Here is a 16943-nt window from a genome sequence, read left to right on the forward strand (position 1 = left end):
CCAAAGTCTTCAGCGCAATTTCGGCTCAAGAATGACGCCTAAAATCCAGATCCTATTTCTTCTGGTCCAGCGAATGGCGACCAAAGTCCGGCGCGTCGACATCCTGACCAGCCTGAATAATGGAGCGTCGGACCGCACGGGTGCGGGTGAAAAGCTCGAACAGCTTGTCGCCCTCGCCCCAGCGAATTGCGCGCTGCAGATAGGCAAGGTCTTCTGAAAACCGCGCCAGCATTTCAAGGATCGCATCCTTGTTGTGCAGGCAGATGTCGCGCCACATGGTCGGGTCGGACGCCGCCAGTCGGGTGAAATCGCGAAAGCCGGATGCGGAGTATTTGATGACTTCCGATTCCGTTACCGTCGAAAGATCGTCCGCGGTGCCGACGATGTTGTAGGCGATGATATGCGGAAGATGCGAGACGATCGCCAGCACCTTGTCGTGGTGCTCGGGGTCCATCTCGTCAACGCGCGAACCGAGCGCCAGCCAGAAACCTTTCAGGCGATCGAGAGCGGCAGCATCCGTGCCAGGCAGCGGCGTGAAGATGCACCAGCGGTCGCGGAAGAGACCTGCAAACCCGGCATCCGGGCCGGATTTTTCCGTCCCCGCCAAGGGGTGGCCCGGAATGAAATGCACATGCTGCGGCATATGCGGAGCCATCTGGGCAATCACGGATGCCTTAGTGGAACCGACATCGGTGACGATTGCACCCGCCTTCAGGTGCGGTGCGATCTGCTTTGCCACGTCCTCCGATGCGCCGACGGGAACCGAGACGATGACGAGATCGGCCTCCCTCACGGCATCGGCCACCGAAGTGGTGTAGGATGTCCCAAGCTCCAGTTCCTCGGCGCGCTTCAGCGTCTCTTCGCTGCGCGTCGAGACGACCACGTCGCGCGCAAGACCGAGTTCCTTGATATCGCGGGCAATGGACGAGCCGATCAGGCCGATGCCGATCAGCGCGATGCGTTCAAACAGAATGTCTGCCATCACGCCTGACCCATGAACTCTTTGAGGGCGGCGATAACGCCGAGATTGGCCTCTTCCGAGCCGACTGTCATGCGCAGCGCATTGGCAAAGCCGTAACCCCGTACGGCACGTAAGATATAGCCACGACGGCTCAGGAATTCGTCGGCATCGGCTGCACGCTTGCCGTCCTGATCCGGGAAATGGATGAGAACGAAGTTGGTGACGGACGGCGTGACCTTGAGGCCAAGCTCGGTGAAGACCGAGGTCAGCCGGTCGAGCCAGTGCAGATTATGTGCCACGGCCTGCTGCATGAAGGCCTGATCGCGGATGGCGGCAGCACCCGCAGCAATTGCCGGCGCATTCATGTTGAACGGTCCGCGCACGCGGTTCAGCGCATCGATGATGGCAGCCGGTGCATACATCCAGCCAACGCGCAGCGCCGCCAGACCATAGACCTTGGAGAAGGTACGGGTCATGACGACGTTGCCGTTGCCGGAAACGAGCTCAAGCCCCGCCTCGTAATCGTTCTTGCGCACGTATTCGGCGTAGGCCGCATCGAGAACCAGGATGACATTTTTCGGCAGCGTCGCCTGGAGGCGACGAATTTCGGACACGGGAATGTAGGTGCCTGTGGGATTGCCGGGATTGGCAATGAACACCATCTTCGTCCTCGGCGTAACCGCATCTAGGATCGCGTCTACATTGACCGTGCAATCGGTTTCCTTGACGGTGACCGGCGTGGCGCCTGCGCCCATGATCTGGATCTTGTAGACGAGAAAGCCGTGTTCGGTGATGATCGCCTCGTCGCCCGCGCCAAGATAGACGTGGCAGAGCAGGCCGAGCAGTTCATCCGAACCGTTGCCGCAGATAATATTGGCCGGGTTCAGGCCGTGAACATCGGCAATCGCCTGACGCAGCGCCACGGCCTGACCGTCCGGATAGATCTCCAGATTGGACGCAGCCGCCTTGAAGGCTTCGATGGCTTTGGGGCTTGGGCCGAGCGGCGTTTCATTGGAGGAGAGCTTATAGACCTTCGCCACACCGTCCACATGCTCCTTGCCCGGAACATAAGCGGCGATATCCAGGATGCCTGGACGTGGAACAGGTTGGTTAAGCTCTGCACTCATTTCATCGACCTTCGGAAAAGCACCGGGAAATCCGGCCTGACAATGCCGAAGGCATTAGACTGGAAGCAGCCCTTTGTCGAGTATCAGCGCGTCTTTTGCTGCTCGAGATCATGCCTCAATTTCACCCGAGTGCTTGGCACGCCCTGCGGCGCCAGCACCGGCACGAAGACACGGCGGGACGCGCGCTGCGTCACGGGTAGCCCCTGATAGAGACGCTTTTGGGCTTCTACAATGATCACACCGGAAAAGACCGGCCAGAGCCTTCGCCCCATCGTTTCGAGATAGCGACGGAACTTCAGCACGGAGCGGACCTTGGACGGCGGGAAGAACAGCGCTTCGGAAGAGGCGCCGGGGGTGAAGTTTGTCTCGCGCAAAAGCGCCGTCAACTGGCTGCGGGAATAGGGCCGGCCAGAACCAAAGGGCGTATGCTCAACACGCGCCCAGACGCCGCGCCGGTTCGGCACCACGATGACCAGACGCCCGCCAGGCGCCAGCACCCGCCAAAGCTCCTTCAGCGCCTCACGCGGATTTTCGACGAATTCCAGCGAGTGGATCATCAACACGCGGTCGATCGAGGAATCAGGCAGCGGCAGTTCTTCATCAAACACCAGCGCGGTGGAGGAAAGCTCACCCGCAGGCCAGTTCACCGCACCCTGCCCTGCAGGCATGAAGGCAAAGGTGCGCTCGGTATCGTGGCGAAACCGGTCGAGAAACGGCACAGCATAGCCGAGCCCCACCAGCCGCTCATCCGGCAGCGAAGGCCAGAGCGTCGAAAGCGCCATGGTGATCGCCTGTTCGGCAGAACGGCCAAGCGGGGAATGATAGAATTCGCGCAGATCGACGATATCGGTGTTCATGGCTGGAATGTAGCGGCTCGCGAAAGGACTTCAAGCTTGGACTTCAAGCACGCTTCACCTAAATAGAGGAGACTGGTTTTTTAATGCGAATAAAGGGAGCGAACCATGAAGCCGCTGGATATCGAGGTCTTTCCGTGCCGAAGCGACAATTTCGGCGTGCTGTTGCATGACAGCGAAAGCGGCACAACGATTTCCATCGACGCCCCCGAGGAAGCGCCGATTCTCGACGCGCTTAACCGCCGCGGCTGGCAGTTGACCCACATCTTCACCACCCACCACCACCAGGATCATGTGGAGGCCAATCTCGCTTTGAAAGAGCGTTTCCACTGCGAAATCCGTGGACCGCATGACGAGGCTATCGCTATTCCCGGTCTCGACAAGACCGCAGCCGACGGCGACGAATTCGAGATTGCCGGACGCCGCGTGCAGATCATCTCAACGCCCGGTCATACCGCAGGACATATCTGCTACTATCTTCCCGACGATGGCCTGCTCTTCGCCGCCGATACGCTGTTTGCCATGGGCTGCGGCCGCCTGTTCGAGCGCCCGGCCGCTGACATGTGGCACTCGTTCCAGAAGCTGATGGCGCTGCCGGACGAGACGCGGGTCTATTTCGGCCATGAATACACGCTTTCGAATGCGCGCTTCGCGGTCACCGTCGACCCGGAGAATGAGGCATTGACGCGCCGCCTGAGCGAAGTCGAAGCCTTGCGCAGCGAGGGCCGCTTCACCATTCCGACGACCATTGCACTCGAGAAACAAACCAACCCCTATATGCGCGTGGCTGACGCCAGCATTCGCGCCCATCTTGGTCTGGAAGGTGCGACAGACGAGGATGTCTTTGCCGAGATCAGAGCCCGCAAGGACAAGTTCTAATGGCAGTAGAACCGTCCGCCGCCGCCATTATCGCCGCGCTCAACCTCGAACCGCATCCCGAAGGCGGCTTTTATCGCCAGACCTTTCGCGATTCTAATGGAGAAAAGCGAGGCCACTCGACAGCGATCTATTATCTGCTCGAAAAAGGCCAGCGCTCCCACTGGCACAAGGTGATCGATGCCGTGGAAATCTGGCACTACTATGCCGGCGCCCCGCTATCGCTCCATTTGTCCGAAGACGGCAAGCGTGTGACGACCGCGCGGCTTGGGCCTGGGGTGCTCGACGGTGAGCAACCGCAGGCGATCGTTCCGGCAAACTGGTGGCAGGCCGCAGAAAGCCTTGGCGATTTCACGCTCGTCGGCTGCACGGTAGCGCCCGGCTTCGTGTTCGACAGTTTCGTCATGGCCGAACCCGGCTGGGAGCCAGGCTAATCCTTTCGACATCAGCCGCCATATTTCGTGGCGGTGATGTAAACCTGGCCGACCTTCGTCGGGATACGGGCATAGACCGGTGCGTAGAGGTCCATATTGTTGGCCTTGGCAAACCACACTTCCATGGAGATCGACTTCAGATATTCGATATCCTTGCGGCCCTTGCGGAAGCCGGATTTCGGCACATAACGCATATTGCAGACAACGGCGTCGCCTGAATACCCATTGGTCTTGAACGGCTTCGTTCCGCTGGAACTCAACACCAGATCAAGACGCGACTCGCCGTCATAGATCGGCAGGCGGCTCGGGCAGATGCGCCCGCCGACCGGGAAGATCAGGCCGGAAATCGGATCAAGCACGGAGCGCAGATCACGATCCTTCACATCCACCCAATTGTCTGGCCGGGATTTCGGCGCGGGATCGATGGTCGTGGAAGTCACGTTGCCGTTGCGATACTGCACATCATAGGTGCGGGTACGCTTGCCGTCCTTGTAGACCAGCGAATATTCATTGGCCTGCATACGATTGCCGCGCTTTGCGCCCGACACGGTGGTCTTGCCGGAAATATCCTTCAGCACGCTGGCAATACCTGCGGAACTGAATGAGCCGGAAATCGAATAGGTCGAGCCGTTCATCTTCGTCGAGAAGTTGGCGCGCGCGATCGGCAACACCCCAAGCGCGATGGAATATTCGCTGTCATGGCGCGATTCGGCAGCGAAGGATGGCGTGAGGCCGCAAAGCACCAGCGCTGCGGCGGCAAAAAGTCTTTGTGCATTGACGATCATGAAGATAAACCTCGGCGGCACCAAAAGCCGCGCACTTCCGGCGATCATATACGCGCACTTGTGGCAATAAAAAAGCGGAAGCCACAGCAAAACCGGTGAAATCGCGCACAAAACGGCGCGAGCGGCTTGACTGCACGGGCAGGCCTGACTATAGAACCGCAACTTTCCAATCATCGGCTGTTGGATTGCAAACCGGATTTTGCCGGAGAGCAGACTGATAGCCATACAGTGACAACGAATAGGTGTACCCATGTCCCGTGTATGCGAATTGACCGGCAAGGGCGTCCAGACGGGCAATAACGTCAGCCACGCCAATAACAGAACCAAGCGCCGGTTCCTCCCGAACCTTTGCCAGGTTACTCTGATTTCCGATTCTCTCGGCCAGCGTTTCCGTCTGCGCGTTTCCGCAGCGGCTCTGCGTTCCGTTGAACATCGTGGCGGCCTTGATGCCTTCCTTCTGAAGTCTGACGAAAACGATCTCTCGATGCGCGCCCGTCTGCTGCGTCGCCAGATCGCAAAGAAGACCGCTGAAGCCGCTTAATCGCAGCTCAGACGTCTATCCTTTTCAAAAGGCTTGAATGGCTCTGCCGCTCAAGCCTTTTGTCTATTTTGGGATTGGCTTTTGCCTCGGCATTCGGCTTGCCCACTTCTCACGCAATGCTGCAAGATCTCTGAGACGCTTGCCGCTTGCATATGTTCGCTCCAACTGGTGGCATCACCCAGGATAAAAAAATGCCTTACCTGCGCCAAACGCTTATCTATGTGATCCTGATGACGCTTGTAGTCGTCGCATCGAATATCCTCGTTCAGTATCCGCTCTCCGGCACGCTCTTTGGCATCAATCTTGGCGATCTGCTGACGTGGGGTGCCTTCACCTATCCTATCGCCTTTCTGGTGACCGATCTGACCAACCGTCAGTTCGGCCCCTCCATTGCGCGCCGTGTCGTGCTGGCAGGCTTTGTCGTCGGCGTCACGCTGTCCTTCTGGACCTCGCTGCCGCGGATCGCGATTGCGTCCGGTACCGCCTATCTGATCGGCCAGTTGCTGGATATTTCCGTCTTCAATCGCCTGCGTCGCCAAAGCTGGTGGCGTGCGCCGCTGGCGGGCTCCATGTTCGGCTCCGTGCTGGATACCGCTCTGTTCTTCTCGATCGCCTTTGCAGCGAGCTTCGCCTTCATCGGCCCGAACGATGGCTTCGCCATCGAGAGCGCGCCGATCCTTGGCATCTTCTCAGCTGAAGCGCCACGCTGGATCTCCTGGGCGCTCGGCGACCTATCGGTCAAGGTTCTTGTCGGACTCGTCCTCTTGCTGCCCTACGGCGCTCTGATGAACACGCTGAAGCCCATGCCGCCTGCACGCTCAGTCTAAACCGAGCGCCGCTCCATAAGGTCTGAGGTTGCGAAATGAAGCAGTGAAGGCTGATCGCCTCCGCTGCTTTTTGTGGTTTGCAGTCAGCAGCGCCAGAAATACTCTAAAACTTCAACCGCTCACGCAAGAACACGAGCGCGACAATGAGGCCTGTTGAGGCTCCAATCAGCACGTCGAGAAAACGGGCAAGGCCCGCGACCTGCGGCCCCATCAACAGCACCAGCATGGCCGACGCGCCCGCCTGTATCGGCACCACCGGGGCCACGCCGAAGGCGGCGGCGATCATCATGGCGACGAAGGTGGCTGACGCCATCCGGACCGCCGCAAGGTCTGCCGGAATCATCAGAGCAAGCTCGCCCACCAGAATGCCGACGGTAACGCCAACGATCAGGCCTAAACCCTGACGGATCTGGCTTGGGATGCCCAGTGCCAGGCATATCAGCGCGCTGATCGCAGCAAAAACCGGCTGCTGATGGCCGAGCATATGTCGAGAGGCCCAGAACGCAAAAGCGGCAGCTACAGCATCGGCCCGAAAATCATACTCGATTTTCGGAAAAGCACGATGCGTAGATTTTAAGAGATAGAGCGCCGTGCGTCCAACAGGACGCACGGCGCTCTATGGCTGCCGCAAATGCACGGGTGAAGCTGATTGGAGACGCTCGGCGATCTGCCTGAGCACTGCTTAGTCCTTCTTGGACGGAACGACGCGCAGAGCCAGTTCGCGAAGCTGTGTCGGCGTTGCCGGCGACGGCGCGTTCATCAGAAGGTCCTGTGCCTGCTGGTTCATCGGGAACAACGTGATTTCGCGCAGGTTCTTTGCACCGACCAGCAGCATGACCACACGGTCGATACCGAAAGCGCAACCGCCATGTGGAGGCGCGCCGTACTGGAATGCACGGTAGAGGCCGCCGAAGCGCTCTTCCACGTCTGCTTGGCTGAGACCAACCTTTTCGAACGCCTTGACCATCAGTTCAGGCGACTGGTTACGAATGGAGCCCGACGCAATTTCGAAGCCGTTGCAGACGGCGTCATACTGGTAGGCCTTGATCGACAGCGGGTCCTGGCCTTCAAGCGCTTCCATTCCGCCCTGCGGCATGGAGAAGGGGTTGTGGGCAAAGTCGATCTTCTTGTCTTCTTCGTTGTATTCGAAGAAGGGGAAATCGACGATCCAGCAGAGCTCGAAGCGGTCGCGATCGACGAGATTCAGTTCCTCGCCAGCACGGGTGCGGGCCTCTCCTGCAAACTTGTAGAACTTGGCAGGATCGCCAGCCACGAAGAAGCAGGCATCACCAGCTTCGAGACCAAGCTGCGTGCGCAGCGCCTCGGTGCGCTCCTCGCCGATGTTCTTGGCAAGCGGACCGGAGCCTGCGATCTTGCCGTCTTCTTCCTTCCAGAAGATGTAGCCGAGACCTGGCTGGCCCTGGCCCTGCGCCCAGGCATTCATGCGGTCGCAGAACGCGCGGCTGCCGCCGGTCTTGGCGGGAATGGCCCAGACTTCGACCTTCGGGTTCGACGCGATCATATTGGCAAAGACCTTGAAGCCGGAACCGGCGAAATGCTCGGTCACGGCCTGCATGACGATCGGGTTGCGCAGATCCGGCTTGTCGGAACCATATTTGCGCATCGCCTCGTCGTAAGGGATGCGCGGCCATTCTTTCGTCACCGGCTTGCCTTCGGCAAACTGCTCCAGAACCGAAGTCATCATCGGCTCCATGGTTGCCCAGACATCTTCCTGCGTCACGAAGCTCATTTCCACGTCGAGCTGGTAGAATTCGCCCGGCAGACGGTCAGCACGCGGGTCTTCATCGCGGAAGCACGGCGCGATCTGGAAGTAGCGGTCGAAACCGGCAACCATCAGAAGCTGCTTGTACTGCTGCGGGGCCTGCGGCAGGGCAAAGAACTTGCCCTCGTGGATACGGCTCGGCACGAGAAAGTCGCGCGCGCCCTCCGGAGAAGAGGCCGTCAGGATCGGCGTCGTATATTCGGCAAAGCCGGCCTCGGCCATGCCGTTGCGCATGGCGGAGATGATCTGCGTGCGCTTGACGATATTCTTGTGCAGCGTCTCGCGGCGAAGATCGAGAAAGCGATACTTCAGGCGAACGTCTTCCGGATAGTCCGGCTCGCCGAAGACTGGCAGCGGCAATTCCTTGGCAACGCCCAGCACTTCGATCTCTTGGGCGTAAAGCTCGATCTCACCGGTTGCCATCGCCTTGTTGACGGTGTCTTCCGAACGCGCCTTGACCTTGCCGTCGATGCGGATCACCCATTCGCCGCGCACGGTTTCAGCCGCCTTGAAAGCCGGGCTGTCCGGATCAGCAACCACCTGGGTAATGCCGTAATGATCGCGAAGGTCGATGAAGAGAACGCCGCCATGGTCTCGAACGCGATGCACCCAACCGGAAAGACGAACGGTCTCGCCGACATGAGACTTGCGAAGAGCGGCACAGGTGTGGCTGCGGTAGCGATGCATGATTGTATCCTGAAGAAGCGTGTCATGGCCTCTGGGGCCGACTTTCGAAATTTGGCGGAAAAGCGCATGGCTGAACCGATTTGTCAAGGAAAAGCGCCATGCGCGAGCCTTTGCCGTCTAGCCTGGAAATTCTCGCGAAACTCGAAAGGGAGCCGGATCAAGGAGAAAATGCTGAAGAAGATCGACAATTGCAGGGGCAAAGCGCTCAGTAAAGCGGCCTCTCATATTGACATGTGGCCCCCAAAGAGAAAGTAAGACGGAGTGTTTTCCAGGACTGGCCGAACGTAATGATTGAAACGACTGCAGCACTCGCCGACGCCTGCAAGGAGCTGGCGAAATCGGAATTCGTCACCATCGATACGGAGTTTCTCCGCGAAACAACCTTCTGGCCGCAGCTCTGTCTCGTCCAGATGGCAAGCCCCACGCTCGAAGTGCTGGTGGACCCGATGGCGAAGGGTATCGATCTGACGCCGCTCTTCGAACTGATGGCCGATGCGAATGTCGTAAAAGTCTTCCACGCTGCCCGTCAGGATATCGAAATCATCCATCACCTCGGCGGGCTCATCCCCCATCCGATCTTCGATACACAGGTTGCAGCCATGGTCTGCGGCTTCGGCGATTCGATCTCCTACGATCAGCTGGTGCAGAAGACCAAGAACGTCCAGATCGACAAGTCATCCCGCTTTACCGATTGGAGCCACCGTCCGCTCTCGGAAAAGCAGCTGGATTATGCGCTGGCAGATGTCACCCATCTTCGCGATGTCTATCTGGCGCTGAAGGCGCAGCTTGAGCGTGAAGGCCGTTCGTCGTGGCTCAAGGAAGAGATGGATATCCTTGAGGCGCGTGAGACCTATGACATGCATCCCGACGATGCATGGCTGCGATTGAAGTCGCGCCTTCGCAAACCGACCGAACTTGCCATCCTGAAATTCGTCGCCGCCTGGAGAGAGCGCGAGGCGCGCTCGCGCAACGTTCCGCGTTCGCGCGTGCTGAAGGACGACGCGATTTTCGAAATCGCTCAGCAGCAGCCGAAGGACGCGGAAGCGCTATCGCGCCTGCGCACCATCCCGAAAGGTTGGGAACGCTCCACCTCCGGCGCGGCGATCATCGAGACGGTCAATGCAGCGCTCGCCCTTCCCAAGGCCGACATGCCGCAGGCGCCCCGCCACAGCCATTCTCCCGAAGGCTCTGGTGCCGCGGTAGAGTTGTTGAAGGTGCTTTTGAAGTTGACGGCGGATAAGCACGGCGTCGCTGCCAAGGTAATCGCCAATAGCGACGACCTCGACAAGATCGCCTCTGAAGGCGAGAAGGCCGAGGTTCAGGCGCTTTCCGGCTGGCGGCGCGAACTCTTCGGTGAACCTGCTTTGAAGCTCATCCGTGGTGAAGTCGCGCTTCGCTTTGCAGGCAAGAAAGTCGAGGCCGTCGAAATGCCAGCCCAGGATCAGGCCACCGAATAAGTCATCGGTAAAAACCGGGGTCGTGCAAAACTGCCACAACTGCGCCTCTTCCTGAGTGATCGCTTAAACATCCCTTTTGGCGGCACCTGATCCGCATTATTATCCCGCACCGGGAGGAATCGACCTGCTCACTTGGGAGGAAGTGGCACCCCTATCCCCTCAATTAAGGGCAGACGATGAGAAAAATTCTGGCGATGCTGGACTATGTCGTGCTGTTTCTGGCGGTTGCCGGAAGCGGCGTGGTCTATGCATTCCTCGAATATGGCGGCGGTGCATTCATCGGGGCAACCTACGCCCTGTTTGCTTGCGCGCCGATCCTTGCCTTCGAGCGTGGCCATATCCTGCCTGGCCTGTCCAAGAAGATCAGCATGCTGCCAACGCCCGCCTACATCGCGGTCGGCATGGTCGTTTATGTCATTCTCGTCTTTTGCGGCTTCGGTCTCGGCGGCACCATCCTCTGGGCAACCGGCGTTCTTCCTACCAGCTGGGCGCGGGCAGTGCATGCGGAACTGCAGACCATGGTGTTTACGCTCGGCGTCTGCGCCATCATCGTCTTCATCATGCGCGTGCGTGAGCTTTTGGGACGCGATATCTTCATCGATCTCATCTTGGGTCGCTATCGCAGGCCAGTCAGCGAAGAGCGCGTGTTCCTCTTCATCGATCTCGTCGGCTCCACATCCTTTGCTGAAACCCATGGCGATCTCAAAGCCCAGGAATTTCTGGGCGCGCTCTTTTCCGCCTATGCCGCTCCGGTCAGAAAGCATGGCGGGATCATCGACGACTATATCGGCGATGCTGCCATCATCACCTGGCCCTATCATCTGGCAATCCGGCGTGCCGCCTGCATCAACTGCGTCTTCGACATTCTTTCGGAAATCGAAAGCAGCCGTGCCACCTGGATTGCCAGTTTCGGTACTGTCCCGAAGCTCCGCTTCGCCATTCACGGTGGCCCGGTGATCACGGCAGAAATCGGCGTCGATCATCACAAGATCACCTATTTCGGCGATACGGTAAACACGACGGCGCGGCTGGAATCGCTGAGCAAGATGCTCGGCCACCCTATTCTGATCTCGTCCGACCTCGCCCATCAACTTCTGCTGCCCAAGGGCATCAGGAGCCAATATCTCGGTGAACACGCCGTCAAGGGTCGCGGCCAGACGCTCGGCGTCTGCGCGCTCAGCCGCCAGCCGGCTTTGTAAAAGAACACCGTCATCAAAGCTTCAAAGCGGTTTTGCGCGAATGTCACAAAGCCCGCCTATCGGTCCGTTGCTCCTCTACAGCATCGGCCCGAAAATCGGAATCGATTTTCGGAAAGCACGATGCGTAGATTCAAAAAGTTAGAGCGTCCTTTGTGCGTCCTAAAGGACGCAAGCCGCTCTATGCAACAGACAGGTATGTTCCATGAAAAAAATCCTGCTTTCTTCCGCTGTTTTCCTCACGCTCGGCACCCTTCACGCGCTTGCCGCTGAGAAGGAGTTTCCGGCAAAGCTCGTCTCTCAAGCAGTTCTGCCAGCCAACACCATCATCCCCGCACCGGCCGATGCTCCAGACTTTTTGAAAAGCGCAGGTAAGTTCACCACAGCCGACCGCAAGCGTGCCGAAGGTATCGGCACCGTGCCCGGCAAGGATGGCGTCCGTCCCACCGGCCTCTCCATGCCGTTTAACGGCCAGGCAATGCAGGGCTTCTCCGGTATCAAGGCCATGGAAGACGGCACCTTCTGGAGCCTGTCCGACAACGGCTTCGGCTCGAAGCTGAACTCCAGCGACGCCATGTTGATGCTGCACCATCTGAAGTTCGACTGGGACGCCGGCAAGGTCAACGCGGTTGAGACGGTCTTCCTGTCCGATCCCGACAAGAAGGCCCCCTTCCCGATCGTCATGGAAGGCTCGGACAAGCGCTATCTGACCGGCGGGGACTTCGACGTGGAATCGATCCAGCCGGTTGCAGACGGCTTCTGGGTCGGCGAAGAATTCGGCCCCTACATTCTGAAGTTCAGCCGTGACGGCAAGCTGACGGATGTGATTGCGACCAAGGCTGGCGAGACCGAGGTCAAGTCTCCCGACAATCCCACGCTGACCCTTCCCGGCAATCCCATCCAGAAGCTGCCCGCCTTCAACCTGAAGCGCTCCGGTGGCTTTGAGGGCATGGCACTCTCCAAGGATGGCACAAAGCTCTACGGCCTGCTGGAAGGCCCGCTCTACACGGCAGATGGTCAGGTCGAAAAGACGGAAGACGGCGCGACGGGCCTGCGTATCATCGAACTCGACGTTGCCTCCAAGGCGTGGAGGGGCCGGACGTGGCTATACCCGCTGGCCGAAGGCGGCGAGGCGATCGGCGACTTCAACATGCTGGACGACAGCACTGCGCTGGTGATCGAACGCGACAATGGCGCCGGCACGGCAGACAAGGCCTGCGCCGACCCGAAGAAGCCGGAGGCCAACTGCTTTGCAGTCTCTGCCAAGGTGAAGCGCATCTACAAGATCGAGTTCAATGACGCGAATGTCGGCAAGGCTGCCCGCAAGATCGGCTATATCGACCTGATGAAGATCGCCGATCCCGACAAGAAGGCACGTCAGGGTTCTGAAAACGGCATCTACACGATGCCGTTCGTCACGATCGAAAATGTCGACCGTGTCGATGCCAGCCACATCATCGTCGGCAATGATAACAACCTGCCCTTCTCGGCCGGCCGTGCGCTGGACAAGGCAGACGACAACGAGTTCGTCATCCTCGATGTAAAAGATCTGCTGGACGCAAAGTGATGCAAAGGAGCGTCGCCGTCTCGGCGGCGCTCTTTCCACCACGGCTGGATGACGATCCGTAACTCAAACCGGTCACCCAGCCGGCGGTCTCAGACTTATTCGAAAATGAAAGCCAGCCGCTTGCCTGTGAGCTTCGCCAGTTGCTGCAGACGTCCCTCGAGACGTTCGCCGGCAAAATCGCAGTACTCATGCGGTACCACGAATTCCAGATCGAGATCGGGATTCTCCGACACTCGGAAGCGCAAGTGGTCAACGACGCCCGGCATGGAAGCCGAGAAAAGGTAGACGACGCGCAGCAGTCCGCCCAGCAGCTTGGCAAGCTCTAGCAGACGAGGCCCGGCCATGTCGGCCAGCGACTGGGTGGTGCCGTTATCGTTCAGGCCTTCGAAGCGGTAATAATTGGCAAGCGCGATGAAGGCGCGGCCTGGATGGGTGATCGAAACAAAGGATGAGTGGGCAATGACGTTCAGTGCCTGCAGCCCGCGGTAGTCCGGATGGGCGCGCCAGCTGATATCTGCCAGGAGACAAGCCGCCTGTCGGTACCGCCGCTCTTCTTCCGTTTCATCGATACCGAAGACAGGCACGGTTCTGCCGGTCCAATCCGCAAGCTCGCGCGCATGCTCGGGAGACCGGGCGCGCAGAACCGCCAGTTCATCGGCAGCGACCAGCAGTGGATCGGCGGCTTTGTCCGTCTCGGATAGAAGCGAATAGAGATAGCCCTCACGCACACCTTGGGCCGAAAAAGCAATCTTTGCCGGCTTCATCACCTCAAGCACTTCGCGCATGGCAATCGCGCCGAAAGGAAGAAGCGACCGGCGGTTCTTGGAGACAGCCTGCCACGCCGGGTCCTTGCTGTCCTTGGAGGCGATGACCTCGTTCAGGAAGTTCAGTATCTCCTGCAGAGGAAGCTCATAGCCCTGCATCATATGCAGGGGATAATGGGTGATCTCCATATGGAGCTTGGCGATGTTGCGCCATGTGCCGCCAACGGCATAGAAGGTCCGGCCTTCCCCGGCTGACAGCAAAGCGGCGCTCTTCTTGACCTGCTTTTTGGCAAAAGCCGTAGCCTTTTCGAGCGAACCGCCCGCCTGTTCTGACAGTCGAAGACCGCCGAGCGGAAGCGTGATGCCCTTGCCGCAGGCATTACCCTTGATATCGATCAGCTCAAGAGATCCGCCGCCCAAGTCGCCGGCAATGCCATCGGGGTCATGGAAACCGCCAATGACGCCATAGGCAGAGTAGAGTGCCTCGCGCTCGCCCGAGAGAACCTCGATCTCGCAACCGAGGATCGCCTCCGCGTCGCGGATGAAATCAGGACCGTTTTCCGCTTCTCGTGCGGCGGCGGTGGCCAACACATGCACCTGGGTGGCCTGTGCCTGATCGGACAGCGCGCGGAAACGGCGCAGCGTCATCAGTGCTCGCCGCACCCCTTCTTCGTCCATCCGCCCGGTCAGGGCCAGCCCTTTGCCAAGGCCGCAAAGAACCTTTTCGTTGAACAGCACCACAGGCGCGCGCGAGAGACCTTCATAGACGACAAGGCGAACCGAGTTCGAACCGATGTCGATGACGGAAACGGGGGCATGGCCGACGAGCCGCCCCTGTGCTTCTGATCGTGTCATTCAGCCTGTTTCTTGCGGGAAGAAATCAACCCGGCAATCAGTTTTGGCGCACTGGATTTCAAAGCTTCACCACGTCCGGACAGGCTGGGATTGGTCATGAAATAGTGCTGCGCGTTGAACGGTTCCTCGCCCTTGCGCACTTCGATACGCCTGGACGTTCCGTCGGGAAGTATCTCGTAGCTTTGCTGGTTGTCAATGAGATTGCCGAGCATGATCTGTGAAAGGACCTGCTCATGCACAGTCGGATTGACGAGCGGCACAAGGGTTTCGACACGGCGGTCGAGGTTTCGCGGCATCATGTCGGCAGAGCCGATATAGACCAGCGCCTTGTCCGATGGCAGCCCGTGACCGTTGCCGAAGCAGAAGATGCGGCTGTGTTCCAGGAAGCGACCGACGATCGATTTGACGCGGATATTGTCCGAAAGTCCGGGCACCTGCGGGCGAAGGCAGCAGATGCCGCGCACCACAAGATCGATTTCCACGCCTGCGGCACTGGCACGATAAAGCGCGTCGATGATCTCCGGATCGACCAGAGAATTCATCTTCATCCAGATCGCAGCCGGCGCGCCGTTCTTGGCGTGCTCGATTTCATCATTGATGTGCTTGAGGATGCGCGGACGCAGTGTATAGGGCGAGACCGCCAGCTTCATACCTTCTTCCGGCTCGCCATAGCCGGTGATGAAGTTGAAGATATTGGCCATGTCATGGGCAATCTTCGGATTGCAGGTGAAGAACGAAAGGTCGGTATAAATCTTCGCCGTGACGGGGTGGTAGTTGCCGGTACCAAGATGGCAATAAGTACGCAGCTTGCCATCTTCACGGCGCACGACCATCGACATCTTCGCGTGGGTCTTGAGTTCGATGAAGCCGAACACGACCTGCACACCAGCACGCTCAAGGTCGCGCGCCCAGCGGATGTTGGCCTCTTCATCGAAGCGGGCCTTAAGCTCGACCAGTGCCGTCACCGACTTTCCAAGCTCAGCCGCATCGATCAGGGCACGAACGATCGGGCTGTCATTGGAGGTTCGGTAAAGCGTCTGCTTGATCGCCAGAACGTCCGGATCGCGGGCAGCCTGAATTAGGAACTGTACGACGACGTCGAAGCTCTCATACGGATGGTGAACCACCATGTCCTTTTCGCGAATGGCGGCAAGGCAGTCGCCCATATGTTCGCGAACGCGCTCCGGGAAGCGGGCATTATAGGCTTCGAACTTGAGGTCTTCTCTCGGCGCTTTGGCGAGTTCCGAAATGGTGTTGAGCGCCAGAAGACCGGGCAGAACCGCCACACGATTTTCCGGTACGTCGAGCTCGTGAACCACGAACTGGCGCAAGGAATGCGGCATTTCACTGTCAGTCTCGATGCGGATCACCGAGCCGCGACGACGGCGTTTCAGAGCGCTTTCGAAGTAGCGCACCAGATCTTCCGCCTCTTCTTCCAGCTCGATATCGCTGTCACGAATGATGCGGAAGGTGCCGAAGCCCCGAACGGTGTATCCAGGATAGAGCCTGTGGATGAAGAGGCCCACCGAATCTTCCAGTGTGATGTAGCGGATCGCAGTCTTGTCGTCGGGCAGGCGGATGAAGCGGTCGAGCGCCGTCGGAAGACGCAGCAGCGCCGTCATCGGCTCGCGTCCATTGACGCTGTCCAGCTGCAGACCCATCGAGAAACCGAGATTGGGAATGAACGGGAAAGGATGCGCCGGATCGATGGACAGCGGCGTCAGAACGGGGAAAATCCGTTCCTCGAACTCGTTCTCGAGCCAGGTGCGGTCTTCGTCCGAAAGCGCGCCCGGACGAACAATGTAGATATCTTCCTTGGCGAGATACTGCTGCAGAACGGCAAGCGAGGCCTGCTGCTCCATCTGAAGATTGTCGATTTCCTTGAGAATATCTTCAAGCTGCTCGGCGGGCGTCCTGCCATCCGGTGTCTTGATGGTGACGGACTGGCGTACCTGGCCTTCCAGGCCGGCAACGCGCACCATGAAGAATTCATCCAGGTTGGCGGCGGAAATGGACAGGAAGCGCAGTCGTTCCAGAAGCGGATGCGCGGGGTTCAGCGTCTCTTCCAGCACGCGGCGGTTGAACTGCAGCCAGGAGAATTCGCGGTTCACAAATCGAGTGGGGCTGTCCCAGAGATTTTCAACCTCCGCTGCCTGTGCCGATTGACCGCCTGCCAATTCTTCCTGTACCGCCGAATCCATCAAGTCGCCCACCCTTTGTCAGTTTCCA

General features: G+C 59.0%; 15 protein-coding genes. 7 read left to right on the top strand and 8 right to left on the bottom strand.

Annotation, left to right across the window (positions count from 1 at the left end; all coding sequences use genetic code 11):
• Window positions 1-52: 52 nt before the first annotated feature.
• From AC07U5_RS16220 to AC07U5_RS16230, 3 genes are all read right to left on the bottom strand, one after another.
• Complete coding sequence (locus AC07U5_RS16220; protein ID WP_062445337.1) at window positions 53-982, bottom strand: prephenate/arogenate dehydrogenase family protein; 930 nt, start codon at window positions 980-982, stop codon at window positions 53-55.
• A complete protein-coding gene (hisC, locus tag AC07U5_RS16225) occupies window positions 982-2088 on the bottom strand; it encodes a histidinol-phosphate transaminase (protein WP_494723632.1) in 1107 nt (368 codons plus the stop codon). The genes AC07U5_RS16220 and hisC overlap by 1 nt, the downstream gene beginning before the upstream one ends.
• Window positions 2089-2171: 83 nt before the next feature.
• Window positions 2172-2945 (bottom strand): class I SAM-dependent methyltransferase, encoded by a 774-nt coding sequence (locus tag AC07U5_RS16230; protein WP_494723633.1) that lies wholly within the window; start codon window positions 2943-2945, stop codon window positions 2172-2174.
• Between the two features lie 105 nt (window positions 2946-3050).
• Here AC07U5_RS16230 and gloB point away from each other — a divergent pair, with 105 nt between their 5' ends.
• Both gloB and AC07U5_RS16240 read left to right on the top strand, forming a co-directional pair.
• On the top strand, window positions 3051-3821 hold the full coding sequence (gloB, locus tag AC07U5_RS16235; RefSeq protein ID WP_112360691.1) for a hydroxyacylglutathione hydrolase: 771 nt from the start codon (window positions 3051-3053) through the stop codon (window positions 3819-3821).
• Window positions 3821-4252: a cupin domain-containing protein gene (locus tag AC07U5_RS16240; protein WP_153310775.1), complete on the top strand. Its 432-nt coding sequence runs from the start codon at window positions 3821-3823 to the stop codon at window positions 4250-4252. The genes gloB and AC07U5_RS16240 overlap by 1 nt, the downstream gene beginning before the upstream one ends.
• Before the next feature lie 11 nt (window positions 4253-4263).
• Here the strand turns inward: AC07U5_RS16240 and AC07U5_RS16245 are convergent, their stop codons facing one another.
• The gene (locus AC07U5_RS16245; protein WP_062427749.1) at window positions 4264-5037 is read right to left on the bottom strand and encodes a DUF3108 domain-containing protein; all 774 of its coding nucleotides are present in this window, start codon (window positions 5035-5037) and stop codon (window positions 4264-4266) included.
• A gap of 250 nt (window positions 5038-5287) precedes the next feature.
• Between AC07U5_RS16245 and rpmB the strand changes: the two genes are divergently transcribed.
• A complete protein-coding gene (rpmB, locus tag AC07U5_RS16250; RefSeq protein ID WP_062427600.1) occupies window positions 5288-5578 on the top strand; it encodes a 50S ribosomal protein L28 in 291 nt (96 codons plus the stop codon).
• Window positions 5579-5769: 191 nt separating this feature from the next.
• Window positions 5770-6405 (top strand): queuosine precursor transporter, encoded by a 636-nt coding sequence (locus tag AC07U5_RS16255; RefSeq protein WP_113273975.1) that lies wholly within the window; start codon window positions 5770-5772, stop codon window positions 6403-6405.
• 103 nt (window positions 6406-6508) lie between these two features.
• Here the strand turns inward: AC07U5_RS16255 and AC07U5_RS16260 are convergent, their stop codons facing one another.
• Together AC07U5_RS16260 and aspS are read right to left on the bottom strand one after the other, a co-directional pair.
• A complete protein-coding gene (locus tag AC07U5_RS16260) occupies window positions 6509-6952 on the bottom strand; it encodes an FUSC family protein (RefSeq protein WP_494724265.1) in 444 nt (147 codons plus the stop codon).
• Window positions 6953-7087: 135 nt separating this feature from the next.
• Window positions 7088-8875, bottom strand: coding sequence for an aspartate--tRNA ligase (gene aspS / locus AC07U5_RS16265; protein ID WP_494723634.1), 1788 nt, complete (start codon window positions 8873-8875; stop codon window positions 7088-7090).
• Between the two features lie 287 nt (window positions 8876-9162).
• Here aspS and rnd point away from each other — a divergent pair, with 287 nt between their 5' ends.
• The 3 genes from rnd to AC07U5_RS16280 all read left to right on the top strand — a co-directional run bounded on the left by rnd (window position 9163) and on the right by AC07U5_RS16280 (window position 13095).
• A complete protein-coding gene (gene rnd / locus AC07U5_RS16270; RefSeq protein ID WP_062600243.1) occupies window positions 9163-10332 on the top strand; it encodes a ribonuclease D in 1170 nt (389 codons plus the stop codon).
• Between the two features lie 176 nt (window positions 10333-10508).
• Window positions 10509-11531, top strand: coding sequence for an adenylate/guanylate cyclase domain-containing protein (locus AC07U5_RS16275; protein ID WP_062427594.1), 1023 nt, complete (start codon window positions 10509-10511; stop codon window positions 11529-11531).
• Window positions 11532-11733: 202 nt separating this feature from the next.
• Window positions 11734-13095 (top strand): esterase-like activity of phytase family protein, encoded by a 1362-nt coding sequence (locus AC07U5_RS16280; protein WP_494723635.1) that lies wholly within the window; start codon window positions 11734-11736, stop codon window positions 13093-13095.
• A gap of 95 nt (window positions 13096-13190) precedes the next feature.
• Here the strand turns inward: AC07U5_RS16280 and ppx are convergent, their stop codons facing one another.
• Both ppx and AC07U5_RS16290 read right to left on the bottom strand, forming a co-directional pair.
• Window positions 13191-14714 (bottom strand): exopolyphosphatase, encoded by a 1524-nt coding sequence (gene ppx, locus AC07U5_RS16285; RefSeq protein ID WP_113179973.1) that lies wholly within the window; start codon window positions 14712-14714, stop codon window positions 13191-13193.
• Entirely contained in the window at window positions 14711-16915 is a 2205-nt protein-coding gene (locus AC07U5_RS16290) for an RNA degradosome polyphosphate kinase (protein ID WP_062445358.1), read from the bottom strand. Before AC07U5_RS16290 ends, ppx begins: the two co-directional genes overlap by 4 nt.
• Between the last annotated feature and the right edge of the window lie 28 nt (window positions 16916-16943).

The organism is Agrobacterium sp. GW821-FHT02D03 (genome assembly GCF_059421725.1).

Coding starts and splice junctions, on each gene's coding strand:
- AC07U5_RS16220 (WP_062445337.1), bottom strand. CDS start 982: ATGGCAGACATTCTGTTTGAACGCATCGCGCTGATCGGCATCGGCCTG.
- hisC (WP_494723632.1), bottom strand. CDS start 2,088: ATGAGTGCAGAGCTTAACCAACCTGTTCCACGTCCAGGCATCCTGGAT.
- AC07U5_RS16230 (WP_494723633.1), bottom strand. CDS start 2,945: ATGAACACCGATATCGTCGATCTGCGCGAATTCTATCATTCCCCGCTT.
- gloB (WP_112360691.1), top strand. CDS start 3,051: ATGAAGCCGCTGGATATCGAGGTCTTTCCGTGCCGAAGCGACAATTTC.
- AC07U5_RS16240 (WP_153310775.1), top strand. CDS start 3,821: ATGGCAGTAGAACCGTCCGCCGCCGCCATTATCGCCGCGCTCAACCTC.
- AC07U5_RS16245 (WP_062427749.1), bottom strand. CDS start 5,037: ATGATCGTCAATGCACAAAGACTTTTTGCCGCCGCAGCGCTGGTGCTT.
- rpmB (WP_062427600.1), top strand. CDS start 5,288: ATGTCCCGTGTATGCGAATTGACCGGCAAGGGCGTCCAGACGGGCAAT.
- AC07U5_RS16255 (WP_113273975.1), top strand. CDS start 5,770: ATGCCTTACCTGCGCCAAACGCTTATCTATGTGATCCTGATGACGCTT.
- aspS (WP_494723634.1), bottom strand. CDS start 8,875: ATGCATCGCTACCGCAGCCACACCTGTGCCGCTCTTCGCAAGTCTCAT.
- rnd (WP_062600243.1), top strand. CDS start 9,163: ATGATTGAAACGACTGCAGCACTCGCCGACGCCTGCAAGGAGCTGGCG.
- AC07U5_RS16275 (WP_062427594.1), top strand. CDS start 10,509: ATGAGAAAAATTCTGGCGATGCTGGACTATGTCGTGCTGTTTCTGGCG.
- AC07U5_RS16280 (WP_494723635.1), top strand. CDS start 11,734: ATGAAAAAAATCCTGCTTTCTTCCGCTGTTTTCCTCACGCTCGGCACC.
- ppx (WP_113179973.1), bottom strand. CDS start 14,714: ATGACACGATCAGAAGCACAGGGGCGGCTCGTCGGCCATGCCCCCGTT.
- AC07U5_RS16290 (WP_062445358.1), bottom strand. CDS start 16,915: ATGGATTCGGCGGTACAGGAAGAATTGGCAGGCGGTCAATCGGCACAG.